Source organism: Blautia sp. BCRC 81119 (assembly GCF_003184505.1).
GTDB classification, from domain to species: Bacteria; Bacillota; Clostridia; order Lachnospirales; family Lachnospiraceae; genus Blautia_A; species Blautia_A fusiformis.
This window is the reverse complement of record NZ_QJHD01000004.1, coordinates 166,892-185,292: the sequence shown is the minus strand read 5'-3', so window position 1 is coordinate 185,292 and position 18,401 is coordinate 166,892. Positions and strand designations below refer to the sequence as shown.

Genomic DNA, 18,401 nt, shown 5'->3' with positions numbered 1-18,401 from the left:
ATATGGCGAGATAGCTCAGTTGGCTAGAGCACACGGTTCATACCCGTGGTGTCGAGGGTTCGAATCCCCCTCTCGCTATTTAACAAAAGGTCTGAAGATTCAATTTTATTGGGTTTTCGGACTTTTTTTGTTATAAAATTCCGGCTGCCTGTGGTAAGACCAGATGTGAAAAGTTAAGATTGACATTTTACATCGTTTTTTTTATCATAGTAAAAGAATAGACATAACGAATCATTTCGGGAAATGAGGATTGTATAATGAAAAAAAGAATGCTTTTTGTTTTCAACCCCAAAGCAGGAAAAGGAAGAATCAAGATGCATCTGCTGGACATTGTGGATATCTTTAATAAAGGTGGGTACGAAGTGATCATCCGTGCCACGCAGGGACCGAAGGATGCTTATGAACAGGTGAAGGAATATGCAGATCAGGTAGATCTGATCGCCTGCAGTGGAGGTGACGGTACACTGGATGAGGTGGTTACCGGAATCGTGGAAGTGGGCAGCCAGACACCGATCGGGTATATCCCTGCAGGAAGCACCAATGATTTTGCCAACAGTCTGTTTATGCCGAAGAGTATGACTGCAGCTGCCTCCATGATCATGGAGGAGCAGATCTATCACTGTGACATCGGTAAATTTAATAACCAGACATTTGCCTATGTGGCTGCGTTTGGACTGTTTACCAATGTTTCCTATGAGACAGACCAGGATCTGAAAAATATCCTGGGACATGTTGCCTATGTGCTGGAAGGGATGAAGCAGCTTTTTGAGGTGAAATCTTATCATCTGAAGGTAACCTCCGATGAGCTGACTGTGGAGAATGATTTTATCTACGGTATGATCAGCAATTCCAGATCTGTAGGCGGATTTAAGAATCTTACCGGAAAAAACGTGGATATGAATGACGGACTGTTTGAGGTGACACTGATCACCAATCCGAAGAATCCGCTGGAGCTTCAGGAGATCATGACTGCGCTTCTTACTGCAGAGGATAATACAGATCTGATCTATTCTTTTAAGTCTGCGCATGTTGTGATCGAGTCAGAGGAGGCTGTTCCGTGGACGCTGGATGGAGAGTTCGGTGGAGATCAGACCCGTGTGGAGATCGATAATCTTCATGAGGCCATGAACCTTTATCTTACCAGCAGTAAGAAACAGAAAAAAAGCCGGTTGAACCAGAAAATGCAGGAGATCAAGGAGATTACCCAGAAGAGCGAAGAATGATCCGGGTATCCGAAGACAAGGTGATCATACAGAGGTGAAAATGTCTTTCCTCATAAGAAAGACTGGATATACAGGAACGAAAAGGAGGAAGAAATGGGAGATTATATCAACGTAAAGGAAATCTTTGGCTGCGATGTATTTAACGATTCTGTTATGCAGGACCGTTTGCCGAAGAAGGTATACCGCGAACTGAAAAAGACAATAGAAGAGGGTAAGGAGCTGTCCATGGAGATCGCTGATGTGGTTGCACATGAGATGAAGGAATGGGCTATTGAGAAAGGCGCTACTCATTATTGTCACTGGTTTCAGCCGCTGACAGGTGTTACTGCCGAGAAACATGACGCATTTGTCACAGCGCCAAGAGAGGACGGCAAGGTACTCTTAAGCTTTTCAGGCAAGGAGCTGATCAAGGGTGAACCGGATGCATCCTCATTTCCATCCGGAGGACTTCGTGCAACATTCGAGGCAAGAGGCTATACAACATGGGATTGCACATCACCTGCCTTTGTACGTCATGACGCAGCCGGCGGGATCTTATGTATCCCCACAGCATTCTGCTCCTACACAGGAGAGGCGCTTGACCAGAAAACACCGCTTCTTCGTTCCATGGAAGCGGTCAATACACAGGCGCTTCGACTTCTTCGCCTTTTCGGAAATACAACATCAAAAAAAGTAACTCCTTCCGTTGGAGCTGAGCAGGAGTATTTCCTGGTTGATAAGGAGAAATGGCTCCAGAGAAAAGATCTGATCTATACAGGAAGAACTCTTTTCGGTGCTATGCCGCCGAAGGGACAGGAGATGGATGACCACTATTTCGGAACCATCCGTCAGAGAATCTCCGCATACATGAAGGAAGTCAACGAGGAGTGCTGGAAGCTGGGCGTAACAGCAAAGACACAGCACAATGAGGTTGCACCTGCACAGCATGAGCTGGCACCGATCTACGCACCGGTAAATATTGCAGCAGATCACAACCAGATCATGATGCGTATCCTCAAAAAAGTTGCAAGCCGCCATGGTATGCGCTGCCTGCTTCATGAGAAACCGTTTGCAGGAGTTAACGGTTCCGGTAAGCACAACAACTGGTCCCTGACAACGGATGACGGGATCAACCTTCTTGAGCCGGGAAAAACTCCTCATGAGAATATCCAGTTCCTTCTTGTTCTCACCTGTATCCTGAAAGCCGTTGATGAGCATGCAGATCTTCTGAGAGAGTCTGCAGCAGACGTTGGAAACGATGAACGTCTCGGAGGAAACGAGGCACCGCCGGCAGTTATCTCCGTATTCCTTGGTGAGCAGCTTCAGGATGTTCTGGAGCAGCTGATCAGCACAGGTACCGCCACACACAGTAAGACCGGCGAGATCCTGGATACCGGTGTTAAGACACTTCCGGATTTCATGAAGGATGCTACAGACCGAAACAGAACATCACCATTTGCATTCACAGGAAACAAATTTGAGTTCCGTATGGTTGGTTCCCGTGATTCCATTTCCGAGTGCAACGTAGTTCTGAACACGATTGCAGCAGAAGTATTCCGCGATGCATGCGACCGTCTGGAAGCAGCAGACGATTTTGATACTGCAGTACATGACCTGATCAAGGAGTATGCGATCCAGCATCAGCGTATTGTATTCAACGGAAACGGATATGCACCGGAGTGGGAGGCAGAGGCAAAGAGACGTGGACTTCCGATCCTTCCGTCCATGGTAGATGCCATTCCTGCGCTGACTACAGATAAGGCTGTGAAGCTTTTTGAATCCTTTAATGTATTTACAAGAGCAGAGCTTGAGTCCAGAGCAGAGATCCAGTATGAAGGCTATGCAAAGGCTATCAACATTGAGGCCAAGACCATGGTGGATGTAGCTACCAAGCAGATCATCCCGGCAGTGATCCGTTATACAACGGTCCTTGCAGAGTCCATCAATTCTGTGAAGGCAGTGAGCGCAGCGCTTGATGTCAGTGTACAGACAAGTCTTCTGGAAAAATCCTCCGCACTTCTTGCTGAGACCAAGACAGCTATGGATAAGCTTTCCGGACTGATCGCTGAGTCGGAATCCCATGAAGAGGGACGTGACCGTGCTGTATTCTTCAGAGAGAGCGTGGTACCGGCAATGCAGGCTTTAAGAAAACCTGTAGACGAGCTTGAGATGATCGTAGATAAAGATATGTGGCCGATGCCATCCTACGGCGATCTGATCTTTGAGGTATGATCGGTTAAATAAAATACAGGAAATAAGAGATGTTCCCTGGGTGCAGCGGCATCTTTGAGATCAAATGACGGGACAGATGTAAGATCTGTCCCGTTTTTTACCTGGCGGAGAAAAAATCTGTAAGCGGTTGTCCGTCATAGGATCATATAATAACTGCGGATGCGGATATCTGCGGTATTCAATCAGATTCAGGAGTAAGTATATATGATAGAATTAGAATTTTTAAAAGAACAGAACGTTTCCGAAAACCTGATCCACGGTATCGAGGAGTTTCGAAAAAAATATAACGTTGATGAGGGGGCTGCAGCCAGAGTTACCAGACCGTCTATACCGTTCTACGGAAAAGAAATCCTGGAAATGGCCATTGCAGGACTTCTGGAAGGAGAAAATCTTCTTCTTGCAGGCCCAAAGGCCACGGGAAAAAATATCCTGGCAGAAAATCTGGCATATGCTTTTGGCCGCCCGGTTTATAATGTATCTTTCCATGTCAATACAAACAGCGGAGACCTGATCGGAACGGATACCTTTGTAAACAATGAAGTCTGCCTCCGAAAAGGGAGCATCTATCAGTGTGCCGAGTACGGTGGTTTCGGTATCCTGGATGAGATCAACATGGCAAAGAACGATGCGGTCTCCGTCCTTCACGCGACTCTGGACTACCGCCTTTCCATTGATGTTCCCGGATATGACAGGATTGATCTCCATCCTGCGGCACGTTTTATCGGAACCATGAACTACGGATATGCAGGAACAAAGGAGCTGAACGAAGCTCTGGTTTCTCGTTTCCTGGTGATCGATATGCCAGCGCAGACAGAAGAAACCCTGGGATTTATTTTCCGCAAAATGTTCCCGGAGGCAAAGGAAAAGGCAGTGGAACAGTTTATCGGTGTATTTATGGATCTCCAGAAGAAATCCGTAAACAGTGAGATCTCCACAAAAGCGCTGGATCTTCGAGGACTTCTGGCTGCCATGAAGATTGTTCGTGCAGGACTTTCTCCCCTGGCAGCAGTGCAGATGGGAGTGGTGAACAAAACCTTCGATATTTTTGAAAGGGAGATCGTGGACGATGTAGTCCGTACAAGGATCCCGGAAGAGTGGACAAAGGACGATGTCTATGCATAAAGATCTGACAGAAGAACTTTCTATAGAAGATTACAAGATGGAGCTGGAAAACCGGATCCGTAATCTCCTCTGGACGGTAAGCGGCGACTATACCCTGGATGTGAAGCCGGATGTATCGCTGTTTCTCCGCTCAAAAGAGATCGCTCTTTACGATGGAATCAAACAGGGAGCTTTTGCCAGATATTTTGACAAAAATCTTCTTGGTCTTTATCTTGTAAAAAAAATCTATCTGGATGCATCTGAGACGGAGCTGACCGGGCTGACACAGCTCTGTATCGAAGCGGCAGTGGGAGAGCGGATCTGTGAAGAGCGCCCCGGGGTTCGCCGCATGAGAAAAAAAGCTCTGGAAGATATCCTGGAGCAGGAATATGAAACCCTGCCTTCCTACGATAAGCTGTTAGACAGGCTGAAAATTGCAGTATTCCGTGATGTACTTACAGGAAGCGTACAGCCTCTGGAGAAAAAACTGTCTGCATTCCGGGATCAGATCTATGCCTGTGCAGAAAGCGGAGACACCATGGAACTGATTCGGATCATCGACAGCCTCTATAATACGGTCATTGATCCGGACTTTGAGAAGAAAAACGGTTCCCTTGAACGGGTAATGGCGGTGACGCTGGAAGAACTGACGGAATTTGGCTGGGAAGACTACCTTAATGAAGAGATGTATGAGGAAGCCTTGGAAAATTATGTGGAAAAGCTCACAGACCGGATGACAGATATTGAAGATTCCTCGCTGACACAGGATATGGAAGAAAAACGTAAGGTGAAAAACAAGATCACGGTGATTTCAGAGGAAGCTCTTCAGAAAGCTCATACCTATGTGGAACTGAATTTTGGAAAAACCTATCTCACACCTGCAGAAGAAAAAAGAATGAACCATCTTATGTGCCGGGGAATACACGGAGACTGCAGCCTGTATTTTACAGAAGGGATCCTGAAAAATCCGGTTCGTGATAATTATCAGTACCAGTATGCAAAGCGTCTGCGTAATAAGAACATATGGATCTATCATGACAAGCACAGAATTGCAAAACGAAATATTGCCATATTGACTGAACTCCTGAAAAAAGCACTGGTGATCCGAAGTGAAAACCAGGAAGTCCTATCAGACCGGGGAACTATCGTTCCTTCCAGGCTGTGGCGTATAGGCAGAAGCGGTGAGGCAAATCTTTTTAAGAGGATTCTTCGTGGAGACAATACGGATTTTGTGGTGGATATACTGATCGATGCCAGTGGTTCACAGATGAGTCGACAGGGAGATGTGGCACTGCAGGCTTATATGATCAGCTCTGCCCTGAGCAATGTGGACATCCCTCATCGGGTTATGAGCTACTGCACATTCTGGGATCATACGATCCTGCACAGGTTCCGGGAATATGATGATCCGGTTTCGGCGGATGAGGATATTTTCAATTATGTGACTTCCTCCAATAATCGGGACGGGCTTGCCATAAAAGCAGCGGGATACAGCCTTTTGCAGAGAGAAGAGGAAAAAAAGATCCTGATCATCTTAAGTGACGGACGCCCCTACGATGTGATCATAAACCGTCCCAATGCAAAGAATCCGGCCCCTTACCAGGGAAAATATGCCATTTCAGATACTGCATCAGAGGTGCGGCGTCTTCGGAGCCAGGGCGTCAGTGTTCTGGGGGTATTTGCAGGCGAAGAGAAGGATCTTCCGGCGGAAAAGAAGATTTTTGGAAAGGATTTTGCCTATATCCGTGATATCGGAAATTTCTCGAAGATCGTAGGACGATATCTGACAAAACAGCTGGAGGCGGACAACTGAAAAAAAAAAGCATTTTTTTAAAAATATATAATATTCAATTGAAAGGAATAAGGTCACTATGTTAGCATAAAAGCTGCATAGTGACCAATTATTTGCTTATAATTATACAGAAAATTGTAAATTATATATAATATCTCAGATATAATTCCTTGCAAAATAATGCGGAATTTGCTATACTATATGACGTTACTAATTTACTAGATAAAGGGAGAGGAAATATGAACAAAAACACAGAGTTCAAACCTTACATTCCTGCGGAGAAAGTCACTCCGGAGCTCACAGTTACATCTGTGATCATGGGATGTATTCTTGCTGTCATCTTCGGCGCAGCCAATGCTTACCTTGGTCTTCGTGTTGGTATGACAGTATCTGCCTCCATTCCGGCGGCAGTTATCTCCATGGGTGTTATCCGCGTGATTCTTCGCAGAAACTCCATTCTGGAGAGCAATATGGTCCAGACTATCGGTTCAGCCGGTGAGTCTCTTGCAGCAGGTGCTATCTTCACCATGCCTGCACTGTTCCTCTGGGCAGAGGAAGGACTTACAAGCAAACCAGGCATCGTTGAGATCACTCTGATCGCACTTTGCGGTGGTATCCTTGGTGTACTTTTCATGGTACCCCTTCGTAATGCCCTCATTGTTAAAGAGCATGCAACTCTTCTCTATCCGGAAGGAACTGCCTGCGCAGACGTTCTTCTTGCCGGTGAGGAAGGTGGAGCAAATGCTTCCACAGTATTCTCCGGTATGGGACTTGCTGCTGTCTTCAAATTTGTTGTTGATGGACTGAAGCTTCTTCCGGCAGATGTTTCTGCAGCATTTAAATCCTTCAAGGGTGAGATCGGTATGGAGGTTTATCCGGCACTTCTCGGTGTTGGTTATATCGTAGGACCGAAGATCGCATCCTACATGTTTACAGGTTCTCTTATCGGCTGGATGGTCATCATTCCGCTGATCTGCCTGTTCGGACCTGATACATGGATGTATCCGGCAGCAGAGGGAACGACCATTGCCCAGCTTTACGCAAACGGCGGAGCATCAGCAATCTGGTCTACTTATGTTAAATATATCGGTGCAGGTGCTATCGCAACAGGTGGTATCATTTCCCTGATCAAATCCCTGCCGCTGATCGTTACAACCTTCCGTGACTCCATGAAGAGCATGAAGGGAAGCAAGAACACAAGCACAGAGAGAACCGCACAGGATCTTCCGATGCAGTTCATCCTTCTCGGTGTTATAGCAATGGTATTTATCATCTGGATCGTTCCGGCAATCCCGGTAACTCTTCTTGGTGCATGTATCATCGTAGTTTTTGGATTCTTCTTTGCAACAGTATCTTCCCGTATGGTAGGTCTTGTAGGAAGCTCCAACAACCCGGTTTCCGGTATGGCTATCGCTACTCTTCTGATTGCTACATTTGCGATCAAGAGCTCCGGTAAAACAGGTATCGACGGAATGACAGCAGCGATCGCTGTTGGTTCTGTTATCTGTATCATCGCAGCGATCGCCGGTGATACCTCTCAGGACCTTAAGACAGGATACCTTCTCGGTGCTACACCTAAGAAGCAGCAGATGGGCGAGATGCTCGGTGTTGTTGTTTCCGGTCTTGCTATCGGCGGTGTTCTGTATCTTCTGGATGCAGCATGGGGCTACGGTACAGCAGAGATCCCTGCGCCACAGGCTCAGCTTATGAAGATGATCGTTGAGGGAATCATGGGCGGAAACCTTCCATGGGGACTTGTATTTGTAGGTGTATTCCTTGCAATCTGCCTTGAGATCCTCCGTATCCCGGTAATGCCTTTCGCAATCGGTCTTTACCTTCCAATCTACCTGAACGCAACCATCATGATCGGTGGTATCGTTCGTGGATTACTTGACGGCAGAAAAGGTGTTGACGAAAAAACCAAGACAGCTCAGTCCACAGATGGTACCCTGTACTGTGCTGGTATGATCGCCGGCGAGGGTCTTGTTGGAATTCTTCTTGCGATCTTTGCAGTTGTCGGTATCAGCCTTGATATGTCCGGCGTTGTAAACCTTGGAAATATCGGCGGCGTTGTGCTGATGATCATCATGATCCTGTCACTGCTTAAATTCTCTATCTGGAGAAAGAAGAAAGCCTGATGAGAAAAAACAAAAAGGATAAGAAACAGGATATCAACTATCTTGATCTGATCCCGGAAACAAACCAGTCGATCCGGTGGCACCGGGACCTGAAGCAGCGGATCATTCTTGAGATAGAGAATAAGGGTATGTTCAATACCATCGCGCAGAAGGTTTTTGGCAAGCCAAGGTTTTCCAAGGTTCATCTTGATGAAATGGGAACTTTTATCTGGCCTGAGATCGATGGAGCCAAAACCGTGCAGGAGCTTGCCCTGCTGGTGAAAGAGCATTTCGGAGATAAGGCAGAACCGCTTTATCCGAGAATCGTAAAATACTTTCAGATAATGGAAAGCTATGAATTTGTTCATTTTATAAATAAAAAGACAGAAAAATAGCATGGAGAACGGGAACGGACGCAGAATAGTGTACGGTCCCGTTCTTTTTATGACACGTCAGTGCGGGAAACTGATGCAGTTGTCATATGATACTATAGCATTTCCGGGATTTTCACAGCGGAATAGAAATATTGAGGACATTTCAAGACATAAATTCCGGGAATTGCTGTAAAAAATGAAAGGAGCACTTTATGAGTCTTGTGAAAAAAAAGGACTGGTATCTGGATTATCTTCTGATCATAGTAGGAACCGGGCTGATGGCACTTGCCATCAATTCCGTTTTTGATGCAACCGGGCTGGTAACAGGCGGCTTTTCCGGTATAGCGATCCTGGTGAAGCACTGGACCGGTGAGATCATAGATGGCGGGGTTCCGCTGTGGCTTACCAATATCACGCTGAACATTCCGCTGTTTTTTCTGGGATGGCGGATCAAAGGCTTTTCCTTTGTAAGAAAAGCTCTGGTCGGTGAGATCTCCCTTTCAACCTGGCTTGCCATTCAGCCGGTGTGGAATATTGCGGGAGATGATCTCCTTCTGGCTGCTGTATACGGTGGTGTGATCCTGGGAATCGGCATTGGAATGGTTTTCCTTGGACAGGGAACCACAGGCGGAACGGATATGATGGCAGCACTGATCCAGAAGTATATGCGTCATTATTCCATCGCACAGATCATGCAGTTTATTGATGGGCTTATTGTGATCGTAGGAATGTATGTGTTCGGTATCCAGCGGGCCCTGTATGCCATCATTGCGGTTTATCTGGTAACAAAAGTATCCGACAGTCTGATCGAAGGTCTGAAGTTTTCCAAACAGACATTTATCGTCACGGAGAAGCCGGATGAGGTTGCCAGAGTCATTATGGAAGACCTGGATCGCGGAGCGACAGGGATCTGTGGCAAGGGGATGTATTCCGGTCAGGAGAAGACGATCATCTTCTGTGTGGTAAACAAAAAGGAAATTGTGAAGCTGAAAGAGCTGGTAGATGATATTGATCCCAACGCTTTTGTGATCGTTTCCGATGCAAGAGAAGTTCATGGAGAAGGTTTTATAGAGAAAAATTAGGCGGATTTCAACAAAAATTTGTAAATTTTTTCAGTTTTACTCTTTCATTTTTGGTGATTTTGTATTAAAATAGCCATAGATAGAGAGGGAAAGACAGAAGATAAGCATACACATAAGTGAGAAGGGATTGAACGGAATGATATCGAATCAGGTGTTACAGAATACGCTCGAGGGACTTAAAGAAATATCAAGGACGGAATTTTGTGTCATTGACACAGACGGCAAGGTACTTGCGTCTACCTTTTCTGATTTTGAGATCCAGCCGGCAGATATCCAGGCTTTTGTAGAATCCCAGGCGGACAGCCAGCTTGTCAAGGGATTTCAGTACTTTAAGGTCTGTGATGATTATCAGTTGGAATATGTCCTGGTAGCCCACGGAGATGATGAGGATACTTATATGGTAGGCAAGCTTGCAGCCTTCCAGATCCAGAATCTGATCGTTGCGTACAAGGAGCGTTTTGACAAAGACAGCTTTATCAAGAATCTTCTTCTTGATAATCTTCTTTTGGTGGATATTTACAACAGAGCGAAGAAGCTTCATATTGAAGCAGATGTCCGTCGTGTAGTTATGATCCTGGAACTGAACCAGGAGAAAGATCACAGCTCTGTAGAGAGCGTGAAAAGCCTTTTTGGCGGAAAGAGCAGAGATTTTATCACTGCTGTTGATGAGAAGAGCATCATTATAGTCAAGGAACTGGAAGAGGGAGAGGGCTATCCGGAGATGGATAAGCTGGCTCATACGATTATGGATACTCTGGATCTGAATAAAGATGGTGAGGATGTCCACATGGCATACGGTACCATTGTCAATGAGTTGAAAGAAGTTTCACGTTCCTACAAGGAAGCGCGTATGGCCCTTGATGTAGGTAAGATCTTCTTCGGAGACAGGGAAGTTATCGCATACAGCTCACTTGGAATCGGACGTCTGATCTATCAGCTGCCTATTCCTCTGTGTAAGATGTTTATCCGCGAGATCTTTGACAACAAATCTCCGGATGATTTCGATGAGGAGACACTTGTCACCATCGATAAATTCTTTGAGAACAGTCTGAACGTATCTGAAACTTCACGTCAGCTGTATATCCACAGAAATACGCTGGTATATCGTTTGGATAAACTCCAGAAGAGTACAGGCCTTGATTTGAGAGTGTTTGAGGATGCCATTACATTTAAGATCGCGCTGATGGTTGTTCGATATATGAAATATATGGAGACATTAGAGTATTAATAGCATTCGGAATGCAGGATGATAGTTTGATATATTAAGGCAACATATTAAAACTTTTAAACTGCCGCTTATTCCTTCCCGGAATAGGCGGCAGTTTTTGTATGAGCGTTTTTCATCATGGAATATTGTGTAAATGTCCCTCCTGTTTGGAAGCATTCACGAAGTGTGTTACTGAGAACAGAGTGAGCAGTAACGAATTCACATGAACTTCACAGATAACATCCATAACTCTATTGTAATTTTGGTATTTTTACGTTAAAATAAATAATTTGAAGAGGGCTGTTGATTACTGTTCACTGGTAATATTCCGTGAAGCGCATTACTGAGAATAGAGTGAACAGTAACAGTTGTAGGGCTCGGGAAATTTATTCTTGCATTTAAACAGAAAATATATTACAATAATATTACAAAAAAATTAAGAAAGTTATGCTTTTATAATATAGAGGAGGATATATATGATCGATCTTGTAGATGTGAGCAAATCTTACGGCCCGGGTCTTCCGGCTGTGAATCATGCGAACTTACATGTTGATAAAGGGGAATTCGTATTTGTAGTAGGAAGCAGTGGCTCCGGTAAATCCACACTGATCAAGCTTCTGATGAAAGAACTGGATTCTACCAGCGGAACGATCACAGTCAGCGGGGAACGTCTGGAGAAGATGAAACACAGACGCGTTGCCAAGTATCGCAGAAAGCTTGGGGTAGTATTTCAGGATTTCCGTCTTTTAAAAGACCGTAATGTATATGAGAATGTAGCATTTGCGCAGCGTGTCATAGGAAGACCTACCCGTGTGATACGCAAACGTGTGCCGGAGGTTCTCCAGGAGGTAGGACTTGCAGGAAAGTATAAGGCATACCCGGATGAGCTTTCCGGTGGTGAGCAACAGAGAGTTGCTCTTGCCAGAGCACTGGTAAACCGCCCGGACATCCTTCTGGCAGATGAGCCAACCGGAAACCTGGATCCGAAAACCTCTGAAGAGATCATGGCTCTGATGGAGCAGATCAATGACAGAGGAACCACAGTTCTGGTAGTTACCCACAATAAGGACATCGTCAATGCCATGCGTAAGCGAGTAGTCACCATGCACAACGGCAAGATCATCAGCGATGAGAAAGAGGGAGGATATCATGAGGCCTAGTACGATCTGGTATACCCTGAAGCAGGGCTTTAAGAATATAAAAAGAAACTGGATGTTTTCCCTGGCATGTATCATCACGATGGCAGCCTGCATTTTTCTGGTAGGCATTTTTTATTCCATCGTGAACAACGTCGGTAATATTGCCCATAAGGTGGAAGAAGAAGTACCGATCACAGTATTTTTTGATGAGGGCACTTCAGAGGAAGATATCCAGGCGATCGGCGATGCTATTCAGTCCAGGCCGGAAGTGGCCAGGATGGACTATCAGTCCGCAGATCAGGCATGGGAAGAATATAAACAGAAATATTTTGGAGATGAAGATGCGGCAGATGGATTTAAAGATGATAACCCGCTTGCCAATTCATCCAATTATCAGGTATATCTCAATGATATTACCAAGCAGACAGAACTGGTGAATTATATCCAGGGACTGGAACATGTCCGGAAGGTAAATCAGTCTGAACAGGCATCCAGGACACTTGGTTCCATTAACAAGCTGGTTTCTTATGTGTCGATTGCCGTGATCGCAATCCTTTTGATCATTTCCATATTCCTGATCAGCAATACAGTATCTATGGGTATTTCTGTCCGCAAGGAAGAAATCGGAATTATGAAATACATAGGAGCTACAGATGCTTTTGTACGACTGCCATTCCTTCTGGAAGGTATGATCCTCGGTGTGATCGGTGCGGCGATACCGCTGATCTGCCTGTTTTTCCTGTATAATTCCGCTGTAGAGTTTATTCTGACAAAATTCAATGTATTGACAGGAATCGTGGATTTCATTCCAATCTGGCAGATTTATGAGGGTCTGGTTCCCATGGGACTTGGACTTGGTGTGGGAATCGGTCTTTTGGGAAGCTTTTTCACAACAAGAAAACATCTCAGAGTATAACCAAATAGCAGAGAATCTTATGTATCCGCAAGATGTGTGATCATAAGATATACAGCGGCTGTCGGAATATCGGCAGCCGTTTTCGGTATATAAAAACCGAACGGCGCACAGAGGAGTACAGAAAATCTGTGATCTTATCGGCTTTGCCGGCTGTGCAGAAGAAAGGAAAAATATGAAAAATAAAGAATTCAAAAAAGGTATAGCCATTGGAGTGGCAGCAACGCTGGTTGTGACAGGCGCTGTTTTTACCAGCTATCAGAAAGTACTGTTTCCGAAAGGCAATGCGCTTTCCGATGTGAAAACGGTTCAGAAGCTGAATTACCTGGAAGAACTGATCGATGAAGAATATCTGGATGAAAAAGACGAAAGCAGCCTGCGTGAGGGGCTTTATGTTGGCCTGCTTGCCGGCCTGAAGGATCCGTACTCCACCTATTACACAGCAGAACAGTATAAAGAGCTGAATACTTCCAATGAAGGCTCCTACGTAGGGATCGGTGCCGTTCTTCAGAAGGATGACACCGGAGGGGCAAAGATCATACAGCTTTATGAGGGTGGCCCTGGAGAACAGGCGGGACTGAAAAAGGGAGATGTGATCAAGGCAGTAGATGGAGCTGATGTTACAGACAAAGAAACTTCCGATATTGCTGCCATGGTCCGTGACAGTGAGAAAGATTCCGTAATGCTGACCATACAGCGGGAAAACGAAGAGAAAACCCGGGATGTCAAAGTGGAGATCCGGGATGTGGAGATCCAGACGGTTTCCCATGAGATGCTTTCCGGAGACACCGGCTATATCCGGATCTCCGAATTTTCTGAGGTGACCAGCGATCAGTATAAAAAAGCATTTGCAGATCTGAAGGAACAGGGAATGAAGAAGCTGGTTGTGGATCTCCGTGATAATCCGGGAGGCCTTCTTACTGCAGTCTGCGGCGTACTTCGCCAGATACTTCCGGAAGGACTGATCGTCTATACAGAGGACAAAAACGGAAAGAGGGAAGAGGAAACCTGCGACGGAAAAAATGAACTGGACATGCCGCTGGCTGTTCTGGTAAACGGAAACAGTGCCAGTGCATCGGAGATCTTTGCGGGGGCGGTAAAGGACTACGGGATTGGAACGATTGTAGGAACAACTACCTATGGGAAGGGCGTGGTGCAGACCATCCAGCCTCTTACCGATGGCAGTGCGGTAAAGATCACCATCGCAAAATATTTTACGCCAAAGGGCAATGATATCAACAAAAAAGGAATCACTCCGGATGTGGAAGCAGAGCTTTCCGGAGACATCACAGACTGGACAGAACTTACACATAAAGAAGACGCGCAACTTCAGACAGCCCTGAAAGAGATCGGACAGAGCTGACGCGTTCGGAGGGGAGAAAAAATGATAACTTTACAATTATTGCAGCAGATCATCGTATTTTTTCTGATGATGTCCTGTGGATTTACAGTGGTAAAATGCGGACTTATCGATGCAAAAAGCAGCAGGACACTTTCAGTCATCTGTATCTACATCATCATGCCCTGTGTAATGATCAATGCTTTTCAGATCGAATATTCCAGAAGCATCCGGAATGGCTTCCTTCTGGCAGTGGCAGCAGCCATCCTGATCCATATTTTTCTTCTGGTATTTGTACAGATCATCGGCAAGCCACTGAAATTAAGTGTGGTAGAAAAAGAATCCATCATCTATTCCAATTCCGGAAATCTGGTGATCCCTCTTGTAACGGTAGTCCTTGGGGAAAAATGGGTGATCTATGCCAGTGCTTTCCTGAGTGTGCAAATGATCCTGATGTGGACCCACGGACAGTCGCTGATGGAGGCGAAGGCCGGCATCAACTGGAAAAAAATCCTCTGCAACATCAATCTGATCGCTATTATCCTTGGAATCGTTCTGTTCTTCACGCAGATCAGACTGCCGGTGATCCTTGGAAACACCATGAGCCAGATTTCAGCCACCCTGGGACCTGTATGTATGATCATGCTTGGAATGACCATGACGGAGGTAAAATGGAAAGATATTTTCAGCCATTCCAGGATCTATCTGATCACGATCTTGAAAATGGTGGTGACTCCGCTGCTCATACTGTTGTTTTTGAAGTATCTGCCCTTGGCTTCAATGGTAAAGGATGGAAAAACCATTCTGCTTATCAGTCTGATGGCAGTGATCACACCGTCGGCAACAACGATTGTACAGCTGGCACAGCTCTACGATCAGGACCCGGTCTATGCCAGCACCATCAATGTAATGACAACGCTGGTAAGTATCATAACCATGCCACTGATGGTCATGTTGTATCTTGCCTGAGCATCTCAGGGAATCGTTACGGATAACTTTATGTCAGGCAACATGCTTTGCGGATATTACCTGTGAACAGTGATCGGAAATCCTGCCCTCATAATTGTAAAAACAAAATAAAAGTGATAGAATCAAATCATATGAGGGCAGAAGAACTATATCTGCTCATAGTGAAAAACATAGCACAGGATCATCAAAACAGGAGGATAGCATAAATGGAACGACATGCTTTTGCAATGAAAGTAAAAGAAGGAAAAATGAATGATTACCGTAAGACCTTAGGCGAGATCTGGCCGGAGCTTACTGCATATCTTGACCGTAACGGCATCCATAATTTCAGCATCTGGAATGCGGCAGACCTGATCTTCGGATATTACGAAAATGCAGACGGAGAGGTGATCTCTCCGGAAGAGGAGAAAGTAAAGGCAGCATTGACTGAAAAGATCGGAGATACCTTTACCTGGATCTCTACTCCTGGAAAAGACATGCGCCTGATGTATCATAATTTTGGTGTTGTGAGAGAAAACAAAGAGCTGATCCGCCACAGAATGTTCATGACAAAATTAAAAGACGGCTGTGAGGAAGAATATAAAGCCCGTCATGACGGACTTGTGGCGCAGAGAGGCGAAACAATAGATCCGGGCCCGGACAGCAACTTCAGCATCTGGAGTGCAGGCGGATATATTTTTGGATATGATGAGATCGACACAACCATGGAAGTGGAAGAAACACCGGAAGCAAGAGAGGCAACCATCGCATGGGAGACACGCCAGCTCGGGATCATGGACTGGATCACCAACGATGTGGACTGGATGACAAAAGAAGTACATCCATCCAGTGTACGTCTTGCATGGCATAATTAAAAAATGGGAAAATAAAAAGGAAGGAGGCCGGGGCTTTGTTTGGAGGTAGCCCCGGCAGTATGAAAAAGAAAAAAGTGTTATCAAAGGTAGTACCCTTTGCACATCTAATAATATACTCATATTTTGTGGTCATTCTGTGACGTCATTCTGAAAAAAGTATGAACAAAAAAGAAAAAATAACTGAACTCAAATCTTAACAATTCTTAAACTTTCCATATTTAGTTGAAACCATACGCCCCGACTGTTATACTGTGACTAGCAGATGTTAGCAGGAGAAGAATATGTTTTATTCCTGATATCAATAAAATAATGAGGCGTGAATTTATGAAACGTTTTTGGAAATATGTAACAGGGATCGTACCTGCGTACGGGCTTTTTCCCCTTGTTTTTTCATTTGTATTTAACTGTCTTGTATATTCCGGTTCAAGGGCGATCGCAGGCGGTTGGTATCATCACAATATAGAAAGTAATCTTGATCTGCGGCTCCCATTTGTGCCGCAGTTTTTGATTATCTATTTTGGCTGTTATGTATTCTGGGCAGTGAATTATATCCTTGCGGCAAGGCAGGAGCGGGAACAGGTTTACCGTTTTTTTACTGCGGATATTATATCCCGTTGTGTGTGTCTGATCATATTTCTGGCATATCCCACTACCAATACAAGACCGGTGATCGAAGGAAACGGAATCTGGGATCTGCTGGCCGGCTGGCTGTATTCCATTGATGCGGCAGATAACCTGTTTCCATCTATCCATTGTCTGGTAAGCTGGTTCTGTTTTCTGGGGATCAAGGATCAGAAAAGAATTCCGACATGGTATAAGGGGGTATCGTTTACACTGGCTGTGCTGGTTTTTCTGTCTACCATTTTTACCAAGCAGCATGTACTTGTGGATGTGGCAGGTGGTGTGATCCTGGCTCAGGTATGCTTTATTCTGGGACAGAAAACAAAACTCTGGCATATTTATGAACGGTTTGGAACTAAAATTGAAAAGAAGATCAACAGCTATACAGAAGGTGTCAAGTGATGAAGAGCAGAAAAAAAATCATATTTAACGGAGTGTTCCTGGCAGTAGTTTTTGCCCTGACTATCTACGGCGTTTTTCATGGAGAAGACCTGTCTTCCATGATGGATGCCATACATAGGGCAGATAAACGGTGGCTGCTTCCGGGAATTGCACTGGTAGCATTTTTTATCTGGGGGGAATCCATCATTATCTGGTATATGATGCGTTCCAGCGGGATTCATCTGAAAAAAAGAACCTGCTTTCTGTTTTCGTCTGTAGGATTCTTTTTCAGCTGTATCACACCATCCGCCAGCGGCGGACAGCCCATGCAGATCTACTATATGAAAAAAGAGAAGATTTCCATTCCGGTGTCAACGGTGATCCTGATGATCGTGACGATTACCTATAAGCTGGTGCTTGTGGTGATCGGTATTGGGATCGCAATTTTCGGAAGAGGATTTCTTCACAAATATCTGGAAGGAATCCTGCCGGTGTTTTATCTGGGGCTGATGCTGAATATCTTCTGTGTCACTTTTATGACCATTCTGGTATTTCATCCGCTTTTGGCAAAAGCGATCCTGATGAAGGGCATGAAGCTTTTGGAACGGTTTCATCTGATGAGGAAAAAAGAGGGACGGCTGAAAAAACTGGAAGCTTCCATGGATACTTACCGAAATACTGCGGCATATCTGAAGAATAATCCGCTGGTGATCGTTAAAGTAATAGAGATCACTTTTATCCAGCGTATGGCACTGTTTGCAGTAACCTGGTTCGTATATCAGGCTTTTGGACTCCATGGAACCGGTTTCTGGGATATCCTTTTTCTCCAGGCAGTGATATCGGTATCTGTGGATATGCTGCCGCTTCCGGGAGGAATGGGGATCAGTGAGACTTTGTTTCTTACCATTTTCAGTCCGGTATTCGGTGGCCTGCTGCTTCCGGGAATGGTGCTTAGCAGAGGGCTGGGATATTACGGAGAGCTGCTGATCAGTGCGGTGTTTACTGCGGTGGCTCAGCTCACTATCGGAAAAAAGGAATCCTGAAAAGATTTGATCGAATGCAGATCGCGGAGATCTGC

Annotated in this window: 15 protein-coding genes and 1 tRNA gene; all 16 read left to right on the top strand. The window is 45.2% G+C overall.

Going from position 1 to position 18,401, the window contains the following annotated elements:
• Nucleotides 1-4 precede the first annotated feature (4 nt).
• The 16 genes from DMI82_RS04005 (at nt 5) to DMI82_RS03930 (ending at nt 18,366) form a co-directional block, all read left to right on the top strand.
• A tRNA-Met gene (locus tag DMI82_RS04005) sits at nt 5-78 on the top strand.
• A gap of 179 nt (nt 79-257) precedes the next feature.
• Nucleotides 258-1,223, top strand: a complete 966-nt coding sequence (locus DMI82_RS04000; protein WP_059085348.1) for a diacylglycerol/lipid kinase family protein — start codon at nt 258-260, stop codon at nt 1,221-1,223.
• A 93-nt stretch (nt 1,224-1,316) separates the two neighbouring features.
• Complete coding sequence (locus DMI82_RS03995; RefSeq protein ID WP_110102533.1) at nt 1,317-3,434, top strand: glutamine synthetase III family protein; 2,118 nt, start codon at nt 1,317-1,319, stop codon at nt 3,432-3,434.
• Between the two features lie 204 nt (nt 3,435-3,638).
• Nucleotides 3,639-4,556: an AAA family ATPase gene (locus DMI82_RS03990; RefSeq protein ID WP_110102532.1), complete on the top strand. Its 918-nt coding sequence runs from the start codon at nt 3,639-3,641 to the stop codon at nt 4,554-4,556.
• The gene (locus tag DMI82_RS03985) at nt 4,549-6,348 is read left to right on the top strand and encodes a nitric oxide reductase activation protein (protein WP_199579962.1); all 1,800 of its coding nucleotides are present in this window, start codon (nt 4,549-4,551) and stop codon (nt 6,346-6,348) included. The genes DMI82_RS03990 and DMI82_RS03985 overlap by 8 nt, the downstream gene beginning before the upstream one ends.
• Nucleotides 6,349-6,566: 218 nt before the next feature.
• On the top strand, nt 6,567-8,465 hold the full coding sequence (locus DMI82_RS03980) for an OPT family oligopeptide transporter (protein ID WP_110102531.1): 1,899 nt from the start codon (nt 6,567-6,569) through the stop codon (nt 8,463-8,465).
• Nucleotides 8,465-8,839 carry a PqqD family protein gene (locus DMI82_RS03975; RefSeq protein WP_021650789.1) on the top strand — a complete coding sequence of 125 codons (375 nt, stop codon included), beginning with the start codon at nt 8,465-8,467 and terminating at the stop codon, nt 8,837-8,839. Before DMI82_RS03980 ends, DMI82_RS03975 begins: the two co-directional genes overlap by 1 nt.
• Nucleotides 8,840-9,030: 191 nt before the next feature.
• The gene (locus tag DMI82_RS03970) at nt 9,031-9,900 is read left to right on the top strand and encodes a YitT family protein (protein WP_110102530.1); all 870 of its coding nucleotides are present in this window, start codon (nt 9,031-9,033) and stop codon (nt 9,898-9,900) included.
• 136 nt (nt 9,901-10,036) lie between these two features.
• Nucleotides 10,037-11,128, top strand: coding sequence for a PucR family transcriptional regulator (locus DMI82_RS03965; RefSeq protein WP_015526970.1), 1,092 nt, complete (start codon nt 10,037-10,039; stop codon nt 11,126-11,128).
• 455 nt (nt 11,129-11,583) lie between these two features.
• A complete protein-coding gene (ftsE, locus tag DMI82_RS03960) occupies nt 11,584-12,267 on the top strand; it encodes a cell division ATP-binding protein FtsE (RefSeq protein ID WP_015526972.1) in 684 nt (227 codons plus the stop codon).
• Nucleotides 12,257-13,162 (top strand): permease-like cell division protein FtsX, encoded by a 906-nt coding sequence (ftsX, locus tag DMI82_RS03955; RefSeq protein WP_110102529.1) that lies wholly within the window; start codon nt 12,257-12,259, stop codon nt 13,160-13,162. The genes ftsE and ftsX overlap by 11 nt, the downstream gene beginning before the upstream one ends.
• 172 nt (nt 13,163-13,334) lie before the next feature.
• Nucleotides 13,335-14,522, top strand: coding sequence for a S41 family peptidase (locus DMI82_RS03950; RefSeq protein ID WP_110102528.1), 1,188 nt, complete (start codon nt 13,335-13,337; stop codon nt 14,520-14,522).
• A 21-nt stretch (nt 14,523-14,543) separates the two neighbouring features.
• Nucleotides 14,544-15,467 (top strand): AEC family transporter, encoded by a 924-nt coding sequence (locus DMI82_RS03945; protein WP_015526976.1) that lies wholly within the window; start codon nt 14,544-14,546, stop codon nt 15,465-15,467.
• Nucleotides 15,468-15,673: 206 nt separating this feature from the next.
• The gene (locus tag DMI82_RS03940) at nt 15,674-16,321 is read left to right on the top strand and encodes an L-rhamnose mutarotase (protein WP_015526977.1); all 648 of its coding nucleotides are present in this window, start codon (nt 15,674-15,676) and stop codon (nt 16,319-16,321) included.
• A gap of 324 nt (nt 16,322-16,645) precedes the next feature.
• The gene (locus DMI82_RS03935) at nt 16,646-17,344 is read left to right on the top strand and encodes a phosphatase PAP2 family protein (RefSeq protein WP_044961052.1); all 699 of its coding nucleotides are present in this window, start codon (nt 16,646-16,648) and stop codon (nt 17,342-17,344) included.
• Complete coding sequence (locus DMI82_RS03930; protein WP_022426551.1) at nt 17,344-18,366, top strand: lysylphosphatidylglycerol synthase transmembrane domain-containing protein; 1,023 nt, start codon at nt 17,344-17,346, stop codon at nt 18,364-18,366. The genes DMI82_RS03935 and DMI82_RS03930 overlap by 1 nt, the downstream gene beginning before the upstream one ends.
• Nucleotides 18,367-18,401 lie beyond the last annotated feature (35 nt).

Excerpts from the sequence above, each read along its gene's own strand:
- DMI82_RS03950 (WP_110102528.1), top strand. The coding sequence starts at position 13,335 with ATGAAAAATAAAGAATTCAAAAAAGGTATAGCCATTGGAGTGGCAGCA.
- DMI82_RS03980 (WP_110102531.1), top strand. The coding sequence starts at position 6,567 with ATGAACAAAAACACAGAGTTCAAACCTTACATTCCTGCGGAGAAAGTC.
- DMI82_RS03965 (WP_015526970.1), top strand. The coding sequence starts at position 10,037 with ATGATATCGAATCAGGTGTTACAGAATACGCTCGAGGGACTTAAAGAA.
- ftsE (WP_015526972.1), top strand. The coding sequence starts at position 11,584 with ATGATCGATCTTGTAGATGTGAGCAAATCTTACGGCCCGGGTCTTCCG.
- DMI82_RS03995 (WP_110102533.1), top strand. The coding sequence starts at position 1,317 with ATGGGAGATTATATCAACGTAAAGGAAATCTTTGGCTGCGATGTATTT.
- DMI82_RS03985 (WP_199579962.1), top strand. The coding sequence starts at position 4,549 with ATGCATAAAGATCTGACAGAAGAACTTTCTATAGAAGATTACAAGATG.
- DMI82_RS03945 (WP_015526976.1), top strand. The coding sequence starts at position 14,544 with ATGATAACTTTACAATTATTGCAGCAGATCATCGTATTTTTTCTGATG.
- DMI82_RS03990 (WP_110102532.1), top strand. The coding sequence starts at position 3,639 with ATGATAGAATTAGAATTTTTAAAAGAACAGAACGTTTCCGAAAACCTG.
- DMI82_RS03935 (WP_044961052.1), top strand. The coding sequence starts at position 16,646 with ATGAAACGTTTTTGGAAATATGTAACAGGGATCGTACCTGCGTACGGG.
- DMI82_RS03940 (WP_015526977.1), top strand. The coding sequence starts at position 15,674 with ATGGAACGACATGCTTTTGCAATGAAAGTAAAAGAAGGAAAAATGAAT.
- DMI82_RS03975 (WP_021650789.1), top strand. The coding sequence starts at position 8,465 with ATGAGAAAAAACAAAAAGGATAAGAAACAGGATATCAACTATCTTGAT.
- ftsX (WP_110102529.1), top strand. The coding sequence starts at position 12,257 with ATGAGGCCTAGTACGATCTGGTATACCCTGAAGCAGGGCTTTAAGAAT.
- DMI82_RS04000 (WP_059085348.1), top strand. The coding sequence starts at position 258 with ATGAAAAAAAGAATGCTTTTTGTTTTCAACCCCAAAGCAGGAAAAGGA.
- DMI82_RS03970 (WP_110102530.1), top strand. The coding sequence starts at position 9,031 with ATGAGTCTTGTGAAAAAAAAGGACTGGTATCTGGATTATCTTCTGATC.
- DMI82_RS03930 (WP_022426551.1), top strand. The coding sequence starts at position 17,344 with ATGAAGAGCAGAAAAAAAATCATATTTAACGGAGTGTTCCTGGCAGTA.